Genomic DNA, 13,740 nt, shown 5'->3' on the forward strand with positions numbered 1-13,740 from the left:
AAGGAGATGATTTCTCAGGAGTTTACGGTTGCAGCACTCAACCGTATGAGACGGCGGGGGGCGCAGTTCAAGTACAAGGCCGATGATGGCTCCTTTCCAAAGAGCCAAGCGGAGTGGACCGTCCTACTGACGTCAATTCAGAACCAAATTCTAGACGGAACGTTTAGATTTAGGTCCTTTAATGCGCGTGACCTTTCAAAAGGGAAAAAGCTCTTCTCCACGCATAGCCTTGAGAACATCATGGTCATGCGAAAAATAAATGACAACATTCGTCGCGCGTACAGGGTCAAGCAAGCAAATCGCTTCGATATCATCAAGCAGATTCAGCAGGCACTAAAAGAAACAACGCCCAAGCATGTCATTAGGCTGGACATCAGGTCGTTCTATGAATCCGTGCCTCGTCGTCGACTGGTGGAGAAGATTCGGGCGGACCGCTTAGTATCGACGCGGACCCTTGAACTTCTTAGTAGGCTTCTCCGTCTGACTAGTCATTCTGGCTCTCGCGGACTGCCTCGCGGTCTTCAAGTGAGCGCGACGCTCGCAGAAATCCATGCTTCCCATCTGGAGCGCGACCTGCGCGCCATTGAAGGCGTGTATTACGTCGCAAGGTATGTCGATGACATAGTTATCTTCTCCTATGTAGAGATATCAAATTTAGAGCGAAGAATCTACGATGCATTCGAGGCAAATGGTCTCCGCGTTAATGCATCGAAAACTAAAGACATCAGCGTCCAGTGTAGGTGTGCCGCAGGGTGTATTCATCCTAATGGCAACTGCGCTTGCTCTTCCACCTGCAAGTGCAGCGTGCTGCTCGCAGACGCAAACATCCGGCAGTTGGACATCCTTGGCTACAAGCTTGCCTTCCCTGATGTTAATGAGAAGAAGAGGTTCAATCCTGTCGGCGCGTACATGGCGGACAAGAAGATGGCGAAGTACAAGTCAAGAATTCATGCCGCCACTCGGGAGTACTTGGCTACGCATGACTTTTCTTTGCTGCGCGATAGAGTGCTTTTTCTTACTGGCAACTATAAGTTGGAGTCGTTGAAGGTGGGCGGTTCGCTATGTGGTGGCATCTTTTACAACTTCGACTTGTACAGCCCACTATCCGATGATGCTTTGATGCGCGATAGTCGATTGGAGCATTTGGATAAATTCCTCATTAGCAGCCTTCTCAGGGTCTTCAAGATTCATGCGCCGCCGAGCAGAAATGAGCGGCGCGAGGTGTTGTCACTCTCGTTCGTCAACGGGCACAGGCTAAGGCGCATGCGCAAGCTTGCGCCGAAGCGAATTTCTGAGATTGGAAGGTGCTGGCGTGAAGCGTAAACCCATAGCAATTAAGAAGAAGGACGCGGCTAGGGTCCTGTTGACAGAGCTATTGCCATACGAGTTGCCTGTCTTTTTCTCCAACCACCGGTTGTATGAGTTTGTGTCTAATCCACCTGGCAATACTCCAGGCTTGCTGAAAGGGCTGTTGGGCTGGGTTGTCTCGCCAAAGTTCACTATACCTTTCAATTTCAAGATTGAGCGCGGCGATGGCCGCAAGCGAACGCTCTCAATCATGCACCCTGCTAGTCAACTAAAATTTATTGAGTTCTATGCTACTTGGGACCACTACATAATTAACCAGTGCTCAAAGAGCGATTACAGTCTGCGTCGTCCGGTACAGGTTGGGTCGGTCTACTTTGAATCCAGTCTTGAGGAGGACGAGCCGGCCTTGGGTGATGAAGCGGGCGACCTTGCGCCAAGTTCTTCCAAGGAGCAGCGAACGCATGCTTCATCATATTTCTACTACGCCTCGTACAATCAGATTTGGAAATTCTACGATTCCACAGAGTTTAGGAGGCTGGAGCAGGGCTATCGTCGCCTGCTCCGGCTCGATGTTTCCAAGTGTTTTCAGAGCATATATACGCATTCTATATCATGGGCTGTGCGCGACAAGGCGTTTGCCAAGAAGAATAAGGATGCTGAATCGTTCGACAAGTCATTCGACTCATTGATGCAGGGTTCGAACTGGAGCGAGACAAATGGAATTCTGGTAGGGCCAGAGGTTTCACGTCTTTTTGCTGAAGTCATACTTCAACAGGTGGACGATGATGTGGCGATGCATCTCGCTGGCGCCGGTGTTGACCAATCCCAGCTTCGGATAAGGCGATACGTAGATGACTACCTAGTGTTCTTCAATTCAGAGGATGTGTCCGCTGCTGCTCGCTCAGCAATCGAGGTCTCTCTAGAGAAGTACAAGTTGTCAATTAATGACGCTAAGACGGAGACTCTTGAGTCGCCCCTTATTAGCGACTTGTCGATAGCGAGAGATGCAATAAGGGATTTGTTGCGAGAGCGCATCTCTAATCAGTTTCATTGGGCAGAGTCGAAGCCTGACGAGAGTGCATCATCGGTCCGACCGCCGAATGAGCGCTCTGCGGACCGCCTAATTCGTGCGCTCAAGGCTGCCATCAAGACGAATAAGGCAAGCTACTCAACGATATCACCTTACGCATTGGGGCTGATTTCGCGAGTCTTATATCGCGCAAATAGAGGTCTCACAAAGGATGCAGTCGTAACTCAGAACCCACATCACGTATACCAGAAGCTTTCTTACGTACTGGAGACTGCATTCTTTCTTTACAGGATGGATGTCCGGGTAAACACCACGTATCGGATTGCTTCAATCCTGTTGACCATTGCTGATATGGCGGACAAGTTTGGTAGTACGGGGAAGGTGCTTCGACAAGAGATTGTCGACCACGGCGTATCCGTTCTGAAGCAAGCTCACCGAGCCTTTGTTGGCGAATGCGAGATATCTTCACTCTTGGCCTGTTTGTTCTACATCGGAGGCCCAACTTCGGTGACAGAAGTTGACGTTATGGAGGCGCTTCGATTGGGTGGCGCGTCTGAAGACGGTTATTTCAAAATTGTCACTGCGCTGTTTTGCGCGCAGGGTAAGCCTGGATATAGCTCACTTCGCGATGCGGCGTGTGATGCGGCAGAGAGAATCTTTGAGCATCGCAAGGAGGACATACACTTGGACGCTGAAGCCACGCTTCTCTTCTTCGACATTGTGTCCTGTCCTTTTGCGAGAGATGGAACCAAAAAGGTCGCGATAGACGTCTTCACAAGAAGTATTGGATACAAGCCGATGTCCGTCAGTGATATGAACTTCTTCAAGAAGTTCGCCGCTGACCATCTTAGCTTCTGCGACTGGGGGTCAACAGACGGACTTCCTGCGCTTTTGAGGCGGAAGGAGTTGAAGCCAGCCTATGATTGAAGCTATTCTATGAATGAGTCGTGGCTGACTTTGCAGGGCGGTTCATTGCACTGTACATGCGGCAGCTTGGTATGCATTGTTTCGTGCTGCTGCGGATGACTTGGGTGCATATAGATGCATGTGCGCAGGCCTTAGTCGAATACCACACACACCACAGTCGGCCACGACTCTTTCTGCCTTTTGGCTTTTAATGGCATGAGCGCAATGCACATGTTTGGAGGGGGCATAGTGCTGCGAATGGCTGGCCTTCGTGTTGCTCCGTATTTTATGCATGGCCACACCATCGATAACGCCGTGCCCGCGAGTCTTGAGTTTGAGTGCCTGGTCGAAAGCGGACGTCGGCATCGAGCGGCTGGCTGGGCGATTCGGAGTCAGAAGTAATGATGTGTATCGGCTGTCGCAGCCACAAGTGGCTACTACTTAGCCGTGTCATTCTTCTTTTTCTTCAGTTCGGCGACCAGCTTCTGTTGCTCGGCTGGAGACATGCTCGCCGCCGCGAGAATGATATCCGCAAGCACGTCGTTGTCGGCCAGTAGATAGGCCAATGGAACGCCAAGCTCCTGAGCGAGCTTGCCTGCTGTAGCGAAGTCGGGTTCCGAAGTCCCTAATTCGTATCGTGCAATCCTGCTGGACACGACTTCCTCCGAGAGACCAATTCGTTTGCCAAGCTCGCGCTGGGAGACGCCCAAGGCCAAGCGCGCCTGCTTCAGGCGCTTGGCAAAGATGCTGCGGAGATTGGAAGACAACATAGGCCGGGGAAGTGCAGTCCTGTAGCACCCCACAGGATGGCTTCCCTGGCCTATCTTGTATGCTACATTAAATGTAGCATCATGAGCCGCAATGGACTTAGTTGCTCCAGTGTGAACGGGTAGTGCCGCTTCGCCGAAAAGCCTTGTGCGGCAAGGCTCGCGAGGAGAGTTGCTGCTTCTAAGGTGCAAGTGAGTTAGTCGGTAGCGCCTATGGCGTGTTGTACGAAATTGCCAACCACAGGGGGATAGATGAACCAGCACATGGACCCTAGCGGAACTTCCGCTCAGCCCGGAGTCCTGCCCGAGCGAATCCGGCAGAACCTGAAGAAATACCGTCAGCACGCCGAGCGTATCACTTGCCTCGAATGCGGCTACGTTGGTCCGATGGGCATCAAGGCGTGTGTCAGACCTTGGTATGCCACTTGGTGGGGAAGCATCCTGCTGGCCGCGATTGCGGCAAGCATTGCCTCTGTTCTCTTTGGTGGTATCGGGATGATGGCCGCTGTCATCGTGGGCGGCTTGGTAAGCGCTCTGGCGCGCTCGGGCAGCCGAGACATCCATTCCTGTCCCAATTGCGAAGCCGAACTGCAACGCCGCTGATTGGCGCTGGCGACTGGCATTTCTCTTACCAATATCCCATGAGGAGCTTCATGCGCGCCTTCCGCTCGCTTTGCATTGCCATCGTTCTGTTCTCGCTAGCCGGTTGCGACCAGCTCACGTCTATGGCTGGTCCCGGCGAACTGGTGTCATTCGGCTATGTTCGGCCTGCTTCATGCGAACGGCGTGGCCCCATCAGCTACAACTGCGTGATGAGGAACTACCTCAATGGGCTACGTGAAGCGAACATGGAGTGCGCTGGTTTCGATACACAGGGGCGCATGGTGGGGAGTTCAAAGCGCGTGCATGCGCTGTCGGGGGTCACGATGCAACCAAACGAGGAGCGAATCGCAACCGTCTTCTATGAGGAGGGGGCTGCAACGCTGGTCTGCGTTGACGTGAGAGACAGTATCCCTCCCTACAGCCGAATGCGCGAACTGCTCTCCGACCCGAAGGCGAAGGACATCACGTCCGTTCTATTCCTATGACCAGTCCAGCAAGGATGAAGGTGAGCCGCAATGGCAAAGTATGAAGTAAAGATGGGCCGCCCAGGTGGCGGCAGTGGCACGTTCGTAGTGACGGTCCACGCCAGCACTCCGGACCAAGCTCGACGTACCGCCGAGGCCCAGAATCCCGGTTACAAGGCGCAGTCCGTCTATCGCCTGCCGTACTCAGGCTGACCTGACACAAGGACGAAAAGATGTTGAATCGAACTATATTGGTGATGGCTCTGGCAATGTCCCCGCTGGCATCGCAGGCTCATGTCGCCCCGCTGGTGGTCAGCGGGCAATGGGAGTACCGCGACGCATCGCAGAAGGAGACGGATGAAGGGGTAAGCCTTTGCTTCCGGCTGGATGCCGCATCTACCGCAAGGAATCCCCAGCTACGCCAGTTCAGCGGTGCCCTGTGCGTGTCCAATCCTGCCGAAGGTGCGAAGCTGCTGGGGATTGCTCAAGGGACACGGCGGGCCGGATGCGGCTACAGTGCCAAGGGTGAGGCGGCAGTGGTCCTGTCGGGCTTGCGAGTGCTCCCCGAGGACGAAATATACGATGAGCGGCTGGAAGCCCGTCTGGCGGATGTGAAAGCCAAGCGAACCACGTCGGCGCTGACTTCGGATTGCGGCAACAAAGAACCGGTGGTCACTGCGGGCTTCAGGAGCATCTACGATGCCATCGCGGCCCTGAAGGTGCATTCGGGCTACGCCAGTCTGTCGGTGTCGGACTTCGTGCGTGTGGATGCCTCCAGCGGCCTTGCCGAGTTGGATGCCAGCACGCAGATGTTCCTGCCGCCTGGTTCGCCCGATACGTTGGTCATGTACACCGAGAACAATGTCGGTACGCCGTTCCTGGCCGTGGAGCGCTTCGATGGTCGGCAATGGCGGGATGTCAGTGCTGTGATTCTGCCCGGATACACTAACAGGAATGGCAGCAACTACTACCTCGATAGAAGTGGCATTGCTGTCAAGGTCCGGAGCCTTCCGGCAAGGAAGGCTTGGCGCTATAGCAATGGTCGATTTGTCCAAGAGGGCTAGGGTTAGGTTGCTACAAGTTTGGCAACCTGACAACTTCAACGCTTAGGGGTCTGCGGTGCCCATGCGGGCATTGCGCTTTTGCCTGGCTCTGATTTTGAGGCAATAGTCTCCCCAGTCCGCCATCAATGCTGCTCGCTTTTCAAGCATCTTGGTCCGTAGATAAGCGGCCTCGACTTTTCCCACTACTTTGTGCGCAAGGGACATCTCGATGATGTCCCGCTCGTGATTTGTCTTGTCTGCTGCCCAGTCGCGGAACGAGCTGCGAAACCCGTGGCAAGTGGCATCTTCGCCGCCAGGAATCGTTCGAAGAACCTTTAAGGTCGATGCGGTAACGATTGGCCTGTTCGCCTTCCCGGGGAATAGGTGGGGCTTTCCTCCGTTCGGTATCTTTTTCAGAAGTGCTATAGCTTGGTCGCTTAGCGGGACTTCGTGTTCTTTCTTGTTTTTGGTTCGGCTTGGCGGCACTGTCCAGAGCTTCTGTTTCCAATCAATTTCTTCCCACTTGGCGCCTGTTGCTTCCCCAGGGCGTGTGGCTGTCAGGACTTGAAATTGCAAGGCAAGTGCTGACAGTTCCTTCCGTTGCTGGAGCTTCTTCATGAAATCAGGCACTTCCGTATAAGGGAGTGCAGGGCGATGCTCGACCTTCTTGAGTGGCTCGGGTGGAGGGAGCAAGTGCTGAAGATTTCCCTTCCATCTTGCTGGGTTGTCGCCTGAGCGAAGTTTGTTGACGCTGGCCCAGTCCAGAATTCGCTCAATGCGTCCACGTAATCTTGTAGCTGTCTCTGTCTTGCTTTCCCATATGGCGTAAAGAGCGCTGTATACGTGATTAGTGTCGACTTCAGATACGGGAAGTTTGAGAAGTGTGCTGCAGTAGGTTTCGATGGTCGAATGCCACTGGTCAGCGTGCTTTGCGTTTCGCCAAGACGGCTTGTTGGCAGCAATGAATCGTTTGGCGCACTCACCAAAGGTCAGCATTCTGCCTTGCTCTGCCTTGGCATGCTCTCGGGCAGCCCTTCTGGACGCAATTGGGTCGATGTCCAGCCGGAGTTGTGAGCGGCAGTTGGCAGCAAGCTCCCGAGCTTCAGCTAGCTTGACGTCCGGGTAAGGGCCTAGGCCCTTGTCACGTTGCTTTCCTGTTGTTCTGTCGCGATATCGGAACACCCATGTCTTTCGTCCGCCCGGCTTTACGAGCAGATAGAGTCCGCCACCGTCACCATGTCTGCCGGGGGGAGCTTTGCCTATGAACGGAACGGTGAGCTTCATTGATGTTCCCTACTTTGTTCCCATCATTGTAGAGACACCTTGATTTGTTGGCCACTGTAGATGGCAAAATTCATTTGCAATAAATCATTGAATTTATGTGGTTTTATTGGTCATTTGGGATGTTCAGACTTTAAACATAGATTTTGTTCGTCTGCCACTCTCTCCGCCAGTTGTTTCAAAGAGCCCCTGGGAACAGGGGCTTTTTTGTTGCTACGGCCCTTGCTGGCCAGCCATCCGGTCGCGAGGGTCAGTTGAACGAATAAACCGGTGCATTCCTCTGACAACAGGGAACTGCTTCATTCAAGGGCGGTAATCATTTCAAGTGCACAAACGTTCGCGCCGGGAAATTTGAATGCACCCGGCACCCGCGCTAGGCTTCGGATGCCCAAGGAGGGCGACCAACGGAGTCATGGCATGAAGATTGGATTCAAGCTTTCTGTTGCTGTTGCGGCCTGTGCGTTGACCTTTGGAATCAGCAGCGCCACGGCGAAAGCCCCTGGCCCCTGTTCCGTCTGCGAGGTCCAATACATTGCGTGCGAGGCGTCAGGTACAAACTTGAGTATCTGTACCCGCAACTATATGCAATGCCTGCGTCTGAACGGCTGCATTATCCCGTAGCAGGGCGCGGCGGGGACGTGTGGGGACCTTGCGATACCCTGCAACCTTGCCACCCTCCAGACAAAAGCCTCGGTCCTGCCGGGGCTTTTTCGTTTCCGGAAACGCCATGGCGCGCATCGTGCCGGGGGCGAAACCGAGACGGTGCCTATGTGCCCTGATGCAGGCAGGCATATGTGGAGGGAGCGGCATTCAGCCCCGACGCCCACCTGTTGGCTTGTTGTGGCACAACGGGTAACTCGAGCACGACCGGAAAGCCCCATGTGGCCCATTCCGGTCCACGAATACGCCCACCTTGCACACCGGGCAGCGCTCATCGTGGATGGCCGCGCCTGAAATCGCGGTTACTTCCACTGCCCCGTCCTTCACCAGCTCATCCAGGAATGGCGAGTGCTTGCCCTGCAGGGTGAACATCGCGACCGACCGTCGCGCACGCGTCAGCGCGACATAGAACAGGCGCCGTTCTTCGCTCAGCGGATAGGTATCGCCGTCCGGCATTGCCAGCGAAAGCACCGGGTCATCCGCGCGCAGGCTCGGGAAGCTGCGGTTGATCATGCCCGGCAGGATCACGTAGTCCGCCTCGCGCCCCTTCGATCGATGTGCGGTAAGGAACTCGACGTCCATCGTGCTGCCGAAGGCCGTCTTCCAATCCGAAGGCATCGCACCGCGATCCGCGCGATACCGCCCCAGAACAAAGACCGTCACGCGCCCGGTGCGGCCCTGCGGCACTGCACCTGACAACAGTTGCTGGTGCAGCCTCGCAAGGTATTGGCGAACGCCATCCTGCACCTCCTCGCGCCGGTTCATCTGGAACGCCTGCAGCACCGGGCGCATTGCCGGCGCAGCAGAGCGAACGTTTTTGGCGATCTGCACGGGGTTGCGGCTGATGAAGCGGCTGGACACATCACACAGCGCCTGTGGGCAGCGGAACGTCTGCTCCAGTTTCAGCACCTGGCCATGGCCCATCCATTCGCGGAATCCAGTCATCACCGCAACGTCGGCGCCAGCGAAGCGATTGATCGATTGCCAGTCATCGCCCACCGCAAACAGATGGCGGCCCGGTTGGCTGACCAGGGCACGGCAGAGGCGCGCGCGGGCGCGCGATGCGTCCTGGAATTCGTCGGCCATCACCAGTTCGTAGGGCGATTCATAGTGGCCCTGTTCCAGCAGCCCGGCCGCCATGTTGAGCATGTCTTCGAAGTCGATGCTGCGCTCGTCAGCCAGTGCGTTGTCCCAGGCCTGGAAAACCGGCCCGGCGATCTCCAGGAAGCGCCGGTAGCGTTCCTTGAACTGATCCTCGGGCATCTGCCGCAGGCGCGCCGCCATATCGTCCAGTGTCAGGCAGTTGCTCTTGGCATGGGCAATGAAGGTGCGCATCAGGCCAATCAGGTCTGCGTCCGGCATCGGCTTGGCGCCTTGATCAGGCAGCTCGCGGTCCGGGTTCGGGTCGAGCTCGACATCAGACGCGCCAAGCCGCTCGGCAAGATGCTGCAGGGCCTGTCCACTGCGCAGGCCAAACGACGTCGTCTCGACCAGAGCGGTGCCGCGCGCCACATGCTGCTGGCGCTTCCAGTGCATCCCTTCGCTGTAGTTGGCAAAGTGCTTCGGCGGCTGGCCATCGGCATCCAGCGCAAAGTGCTCGTGATACAGCTGGGCGTCCGGATAGTAAAAGTCCGGGCGATACTGGCGATGGGTGTCTGTCGCGGTATCGAATTCGTAGCGCCGCTCGTAGTCGTACGCCACGCCGTTGTAGAACAGCCAATCGGCGATGACGCACTCCTCCAGGCTCTTCACCCGCTCACCCTTCAGGGTGCGGATGTAGGGCGTGCCATCGCGGTCGTAACCATCGGCCATCATGTCGGCACCGAACGGCGGCAGGTCGCGCCCGAACACCAGGCGGAACATGTCCCACTGGGTGCGGAAATGGGTCGAGCGGTCCTTCAGGTCGTCCACCAGTTCGGCCAGCTTGTTGAAGCCCAGCGTCGCGTCGACCGCCCATTCCGGGATATCCGGCTTGCGCCCTGTGGCTTTGGCGATGATGGACAGGCCCAGGGCGTGGAAAGTCCGGGCTTCCACCACGGTGTCGCCCATGCCGAGCCGGTCGAAGCATCGCTGCGCGCGCTCCTCCAGCTCCTGGGCGGCGTCCTTGTTGAAGGCGAGCATCACGATCCGTTCGGGTTCGACAAAGCCGCGGTCGATGGCATAAGCGGCCTTGGCGACCATTGTGGAGGTTTTCCCAGAGCCGGCCGCGGCCACGACCTGTACCCGGTTGTCGAAGCAGATGACGGCGTGGGCTTGTTCCTCGGTCAGGGGCTTGCTCTCGACCCGGTCCAGGAAGTCCTTGGCCAGCACCCGCTCGCGCTCTGCCATGGTCGCGTTGGCCTCGGCCCAGACGGCGGGCCAATCCAGCTGCCAGTCGTGCAGGGCGTCCAGCGCCATGCGGTGGCCGGGCGCGTGCAGGTCGTCGTGCACCTCCTCGTCGAGGAACAGCTGCTCCAGCTCGGCGGGCGGCAGGGGCAGGGCGGGGCGGTCGGCCAGCAACGCCTGCTGCTGTTCGTGGGTGATCCAGCGGCGTCCGGTGGTGCCTCGGTCGGTAAGCGCGTCTGCTTCGGCCAGCCACGCCTGGATCTCCGCCAGAGCGCGCTCAAACAGTGCTTTGCGCCCACGCCTGGAGCGCGCGAAAAGCATATGCTGCACGGCAGCCGCAAGCCGGGAGCCCTGGCTGTTGGGCAGCCCATCCACGGACAGTGCTTCACCGTGCTCGGTCGTCAGTTCGACCCGGGACCAGAGCACGCCGCGAACGACCCGCACGCTGTGTTCGTTCGCCACCTGCTGGCGGTACTGCCTGCCGTCGATCAAAAGCGCGAGCTGTTCGCCATCCAGCTGCAACTGCCAGTCCGGCGAGCGGGTCACACGCTGGCCCCAGCCCGAGGGGCGCCATTCCATAGACATCCAGATACTGCCTTGCGTACGTCACCGGGCGTAAAGTGCCCTTGCCGCCCCATGATAAGGCGGCTTGGCATGGCGCGCTGGGATTCCGGTCACTCGCGCACGCGCGCCAGCGATGGCATTGCACCCTCGCCGGCGCGGCAGGCGTCAGGCGTTCACATCCACGACAATGCGGCCACGCACCTTGCCGGGGATGATCTGCTCATAGACATCCAGCACCTCGGCGAGGCCGATCTGCTGCACGGTGCTTTCCAGCTTCTGCGGGTCCAGGTCGGTCGCGAGCCGATCCCAGGCGCGCTGGCGAACCTCTTGTGGGGCATTCACCGAATCCACGCCCGCAAGGGTCACATTGCGCAGGATGAAGGGCAGCACCGAGCCGTGCAGTGCATCGCTCTGGGCCAGGCCACAGGCGGCCACGGCACCGCGGTACTTCGTTTCGGCGATGGCATTGACCAGCGTTGGGCCGCCGGCCACATCCACCACGCCGGCCCATCGCTCGGCACTCACCGGCCGCGCGCGCGGCTCCGAGAGCTGCGCACGATCGATGATCTCGGCCGCACCCAGGTTGTGCAGATACTCGGCGTGCTCCGGCCGCCCGGTGGCGGCCACCACGCGATAACCCAGCTTTGAAAGGATCGCCACCGCAATCGAGCCGACGCCGCCGTTGGCACCGGTAACCAGCACATCGCCCTGTGCAGGCGTCACCCCTGCATGCTCCAGGGCCAGCACGCACAGCATCGCGGTATAGCCAGCGGTGCCGATGGCCATGGCGTCGCGGGTGCTCAGGTTGCCGGGAATCCGGTTGAGCCATTCGCCGCGTACGCGGGCGCGCTGTGCCAGGCCGCCGTGGTGGCCCATGCTCAGGTCCCAGCCATTGAGCACGACGCGGTCGCCTGGCTTGAAGTCGGCCCTGCTGGATTCCAGCACCACGCCTGCCAGATCGATGCCGGGAATGAGCGGGAACGTCCGGATGACCGGACTCTTGCCGGTGAGGGCAAGCGCATCCTTGTAGTTGAGCGTGGAGTACTCGACCTGTACCAGGACGTCGCCGTCCACCAGGTCGGCTTCATTGAAATCGACCAGTTCCGTGGATACGCCGTCGTTCGTCTTGCGGGTCAGCAGTGCCTTGAAACTCATGGTGGGGGCTCACGTTCAGTGGATGGCCCCATGCTAGGCTCGCACCGTTATCGCAACAAGAACGACGATTTCCCGTAGGTACTATGGTTTTCCGGAGTATGCATGCGTAGCAAGCGTTGGGATGGCAAGAGCGGTTGCGCGGTGGAAGTCACGCTGTCGGTGATCGGCGGCGTGTGGAAGCCGATCATTTTGTTTCACCTGATGACCGGCAAGCGGCGTTTCATGGAATTGACGCGACGGGTGCCCAATGCCACCCAGTCCATGCTCACCAGCCAGCTGCGTGAACTGGAAGCCGATGGCGTGGTGATCCGCCACGTGTACCCGGAAGTGCCGCCGAAAGTGGAATACGAGCTGTCCGAGTTCGGGCGCACGCTGGTACCGGTGCTGCTGGCCATGCGCGAGTGGGGTGAAACCTATCGTGGCTATCAGAGCACCCAAGGCGATAGCTGAAGGCTGAGCGGCGTTGCGCTTGCCGCATGCGGGTTTCGCGAACGCCCACAGCCAGCGGCGGGTCTTTGGCACCGGCAGCGCGCATGTCGTATACGGCTGGACAGGGCGTCCGGAAAGTACGCGTCGATTGGAGTCGCCTGCTGGCGAAGAACGCCAGTCAATGGACAACTCGACATCCACTGACGCAACCAACGTAGCGACGTGATCGATCAGGATTTCCCTGCTTTCCACCGCCGGTTCAGGGCGGTAACCATGGCCGCGCCAAGGCATTCGCCGTGGCCGGGATTGGCGTCCCGAACTTACGTAGTACAAGGCGTCGTAGTTGCAACGTATGTTGCGATCACGACAATGCACCTTCTGTCAGTTCATGGCGGATGGTGCGTGGGGGTCTTAGGGCCCGTCGGCTTTCGTACTACGTATCCGGCACGCCAACCCGCACCGTCCGCCACCTTGCATCTGCAGGTGGCCACATCGTGAGGTTGCCGTCATGCCCGAACGTCTTCCCGACCATCCCCGCCTGCACGCGCTGCTGGGTGCCGCCGTACTTGATCTTCCCGCTGCCTTGGCCGAAACGCTGGAGGACGCGCTCCGCGAATCCGCCGAGTTCGTCACCCCATCGGCATTCTTTGCACACCTGAAAGGCCACGGCAGGAACCTGCGCGCCGATGGCGAGGCCTGGAGTGAAATGTGCCTGAGCCGCGGCCGCGCCTTCGACATGGCCCTGGCGACCCGCAGCGTTTCGGGCATCGCGGCGTTGACTGCGGTGCTGCACGCTGCGCATGTGGCACGGGAGAACGACGATCCCGCCTGCTGTCCCTCCGCCGCCGTGGTCGAAGGTCTGTTCAACGCCTGCCAGGCGTTGTCGCTGCAGGTGGAACGCTGCCTGGTGCCGTGAAGGGCTGCGACGCGGTTCCTGTTCCGTTGACGCCCGGCTCCCTATAGTGGCGCTGGAACCCTGCAATGGAATGCCCATGCACGTGATGTCCCCGAGCCGTTGCCTGACGCTTGCACTCGCCGTCGCAACGAGTGCCAGCGCGTGTGCACGGCCGCCGTCCACCGAACACGAAAGGAATCCCGCCATGTCCGGCGCAACGCAGACCGGCCGCACGATCAACGGCCACACCTATACCGATGCGCCCGTGGACGTGAAGCTCGGGCCGAACACTTTCCGCATTCCGGCCAAC

Annotated in this window: 11 protein-coding genes and 1 pseudogene; 8 read left to right on the forward strand and 4 right to left on the reverse strand. The window is 58.4% G+C overall.

Features of this window, described 5'->3' with window-relative positions; genetic code table 11:
* Positions 1–6: 6 nt before the first annotated feature.
* Together drt3a and drt3b are read left to right on the forward strand one after the other, a co-directional pair.
* Positions 7–1,323 carry an antiviral reverse transcriptase Drt3a gene (gene drt3a, locus AC5P6H_RS07040; protein WP_180870638.1) on the forward strand — a complete coding sequence of 439 codons (1,317 nt, stop codon included), beginning with the start codon at positions 7–9 and terminating at the stop codon, positions 1,321–1,323.
* A complete protein-coding gene (gene drt3b, locus AC5P6H_RS07045; RefSeq protein WP_495202424.1) occupies positions 1,313–3,265 on the forward strand; it encodes an antiviral reverse transcriptase Drt3b in 1,953 nt (650 codons plus the stop codon). Before drt3a ends, drt3b begins: the two co-directional genes overlap by 11 nt.
* 416 nt (positions 3,266–3,681) lie before the next feature.
* Here drt3b and AC5P6H_RS07050 read toward each other — a convergent pair whose 3' ends face one another.
* Positions 3,682–4,014: a helix-turn-helix domain-containing protein gene (locus AC5P6H_RS07050; protein WP_180870643.1), complete on the reverse strand. Its 333-nt coding sequence runs from the start codon at positions 4,012–4,014 to the stop codon at positions 3,682–3,684.
* 249 nt (positions 4,015–4,263) lie between these two features.
* On the opposite strand from AC5P6H_RS07050, the gene AC5P6H_RS07055 reads away from it, so the two are divergent.
* From AC5P6H_RS07055 to AC5P6H_RS07065, 3 genes are all read left to right on the forward strand, one after another.
* Entirely contained in the window at positions 4,264–4,614 is a 351-nt protein-coding gene (locus AC5P6H_RS07055) for a hypothetical protein (protein ID WP_180870645.1), read from the forward strand.
* Positions 4,615–4,664: 50 nt separating this feature from the next.
* Positions 4,665–5,099 (forward strand): hypothetical protein, encoded by a 435-nt coding sequence (locus AC5P6H_RS07060; protein ID WP_329772335.1) that lies wholly within the window; start codon positions 4,665–4,667, stop codon positions 5,097–5,099.
* A 212-nt stretch (positions 5,100–5,311) separates the two neighbouring features.
* Entirely contained in the window at positions 5,312–6,142 is an 831-nt protein-coding gene (locus AC5P6H_RS07065) for a hypothetical protein (protein ID WP_495202425.1), read from the forward strand.
* Positions 6,143–6,184: 42 nt separating this feature from the next.
* Here AC5P6H_RS07065 and AC5P6H_RS07070 read toward each other — a convergent pair whose 3' ends face one another.
* From AC5P6H_RS07070 to acuI, 3 genes are all read right to left on the reverse strand, one after another.
* Positions 6,185–7,405 (reverse strand): tyrosine-type recombinase/integrase, encoded by a 1,221-nt coding sequence (locus tag AC5P6H_RS07070; protein WP_180870653.1) that lies wholly within the window; start codon positions 7,403–7,405, stop codon positions 6,185–6,187.
* Between the two features lie 807 nt (positions 7,406–8,212).
* Positions 8,213–10,966 (reverse strand): UvrD-helicase domain-containing protein, encoded by a 2,754-nt coding sequence (locus AC5P6H_RS07075; RefSeq protein WP_495202426.1) that lies wholly within the window; start codon positions 10,964–10,966, stop codon positions 8,213–8,215.
* A 150-nt stretch (positions 10,967–11,116) separates the two neighbouring features.
* Entirely contained in the window at positions 11,117–12,106 is a 990-nt protein-coding gene (gene acuI / locus AC5P6H_RS07080; RefSeq protein ID WP_049442489.1) for an acrylyl-CoA reductase (NADPH), read from the reverse strand.
* Between the two features lie 102 nt (positions 12,107–12,208).
* On the opposite strand from acuI, the gene AC5P6H_RS07085 reads away from it, so the two are divergent.
* The 3 genes and pseudogenes from AC5P6H_RS07085 to AC5P6H_RS07095 form a co-directional block, all read left to right on the forward strand.
* Complete coding sequence (locus tag AC5P6H_RS07085; protein WP_014037677.1) at positions 12,209–12,556, forward strand: winged helix-turn-helix transcriptional regulator; 348 nt, start codon at positions 12,209–12,211, stop codon at positions 12,554–12,556.
* Positions 12,557–13,043: 487 nt separating this feature from the next.
* Entirely contained in the window at positions 13,044–13,451 is a 408-nt protein-coding gene (locus tag AC5P6H_RS07090; RefSeq protein ID WP_495202427.1) for a hypothetical protein, read from the forward strand.
* A gap of 70 nt (positions 13,452–13,521) precedes the next feature.
* Positions 13,522–13,740, forward strand: a pseudogene (locus AC5P6H_RS07095) (hypothetical protein); the annotation flags it as partial.

This window comes from Stenotrophomonas sp. YJH_SMC_110 (genome assembly GCF_059369255.1).

Coding starts and splice junctions, on each gene's coding strand:
- drt3a (WP_180870638.1), top strand. CDS start 7: ATGATTTCTCAGGAGTTTACGGTTGCAGCACTCAACCGTATGAGACGG.
- AC5P6H_RS07050 (WP_180870643.1), bottom strand. CDS start 4,014: ATGTTGTCTTCCAATCTCCGCAGCATCTTTGCCAAGCGCCTGAAGCAG.
- AC5P6H_RS07055 (WP_180870645.1), top strand. CDS start 4,264: ATGAACCAGCACATGGACCCTAGCGGAACTTCCGCTCAGCCCGGAGTC.
- AC5P6H_RS07060 (WP_329772335.1), top strand. CDS start 4,665: ATGCGCGCCTTCCGCTCGCTTTGCATTGCCATCGTTCTGTTCTCGCTA.
- AC5P6H_RS07065 (WP_495202425.1), top strand. CDS start 5,312: ATGTTGAATCGAACTATATTGGTGATGGCTCTGGCAATGTCCCCGCTG.
- AC5P6H_RS07070 (WP_180870653.1), bottom strand. CDS start 7,405: ATGAAGCTCACCGTTCCGTTCATAGGCAAAGCTCCCCCCGGCAGACAT.
- AC5P6H_RS07075 (WP_495202426.1), bottom strand. CDS start 10,966: ATGGAATGGCGCCCCTCGGGCTGGGGCCAGCGTGTGACCCGCTCGCCG.
- acuI (WP_049442489.1), bottom strand. CDS start 12,106: ATGAGTTTCAAGGCACTGCTGACCCGCAAGACGAACGACGGCGTATCC.
- AC5P6H_RS07085 (WP_014037677.1), top strand. CDS start 12,209: ATGCGTAGCAAGCGTTGGGATGGCAAGAGCGGTTGCGCGGTGGAAGTC.
- AC5P6H_RS07090 (WP_495202427.1), top strand. CDS start 13,044: ATGCCCGAACGTCTTCCCGACCATCCCCGCCTGCACGCGCTGCTGGGT.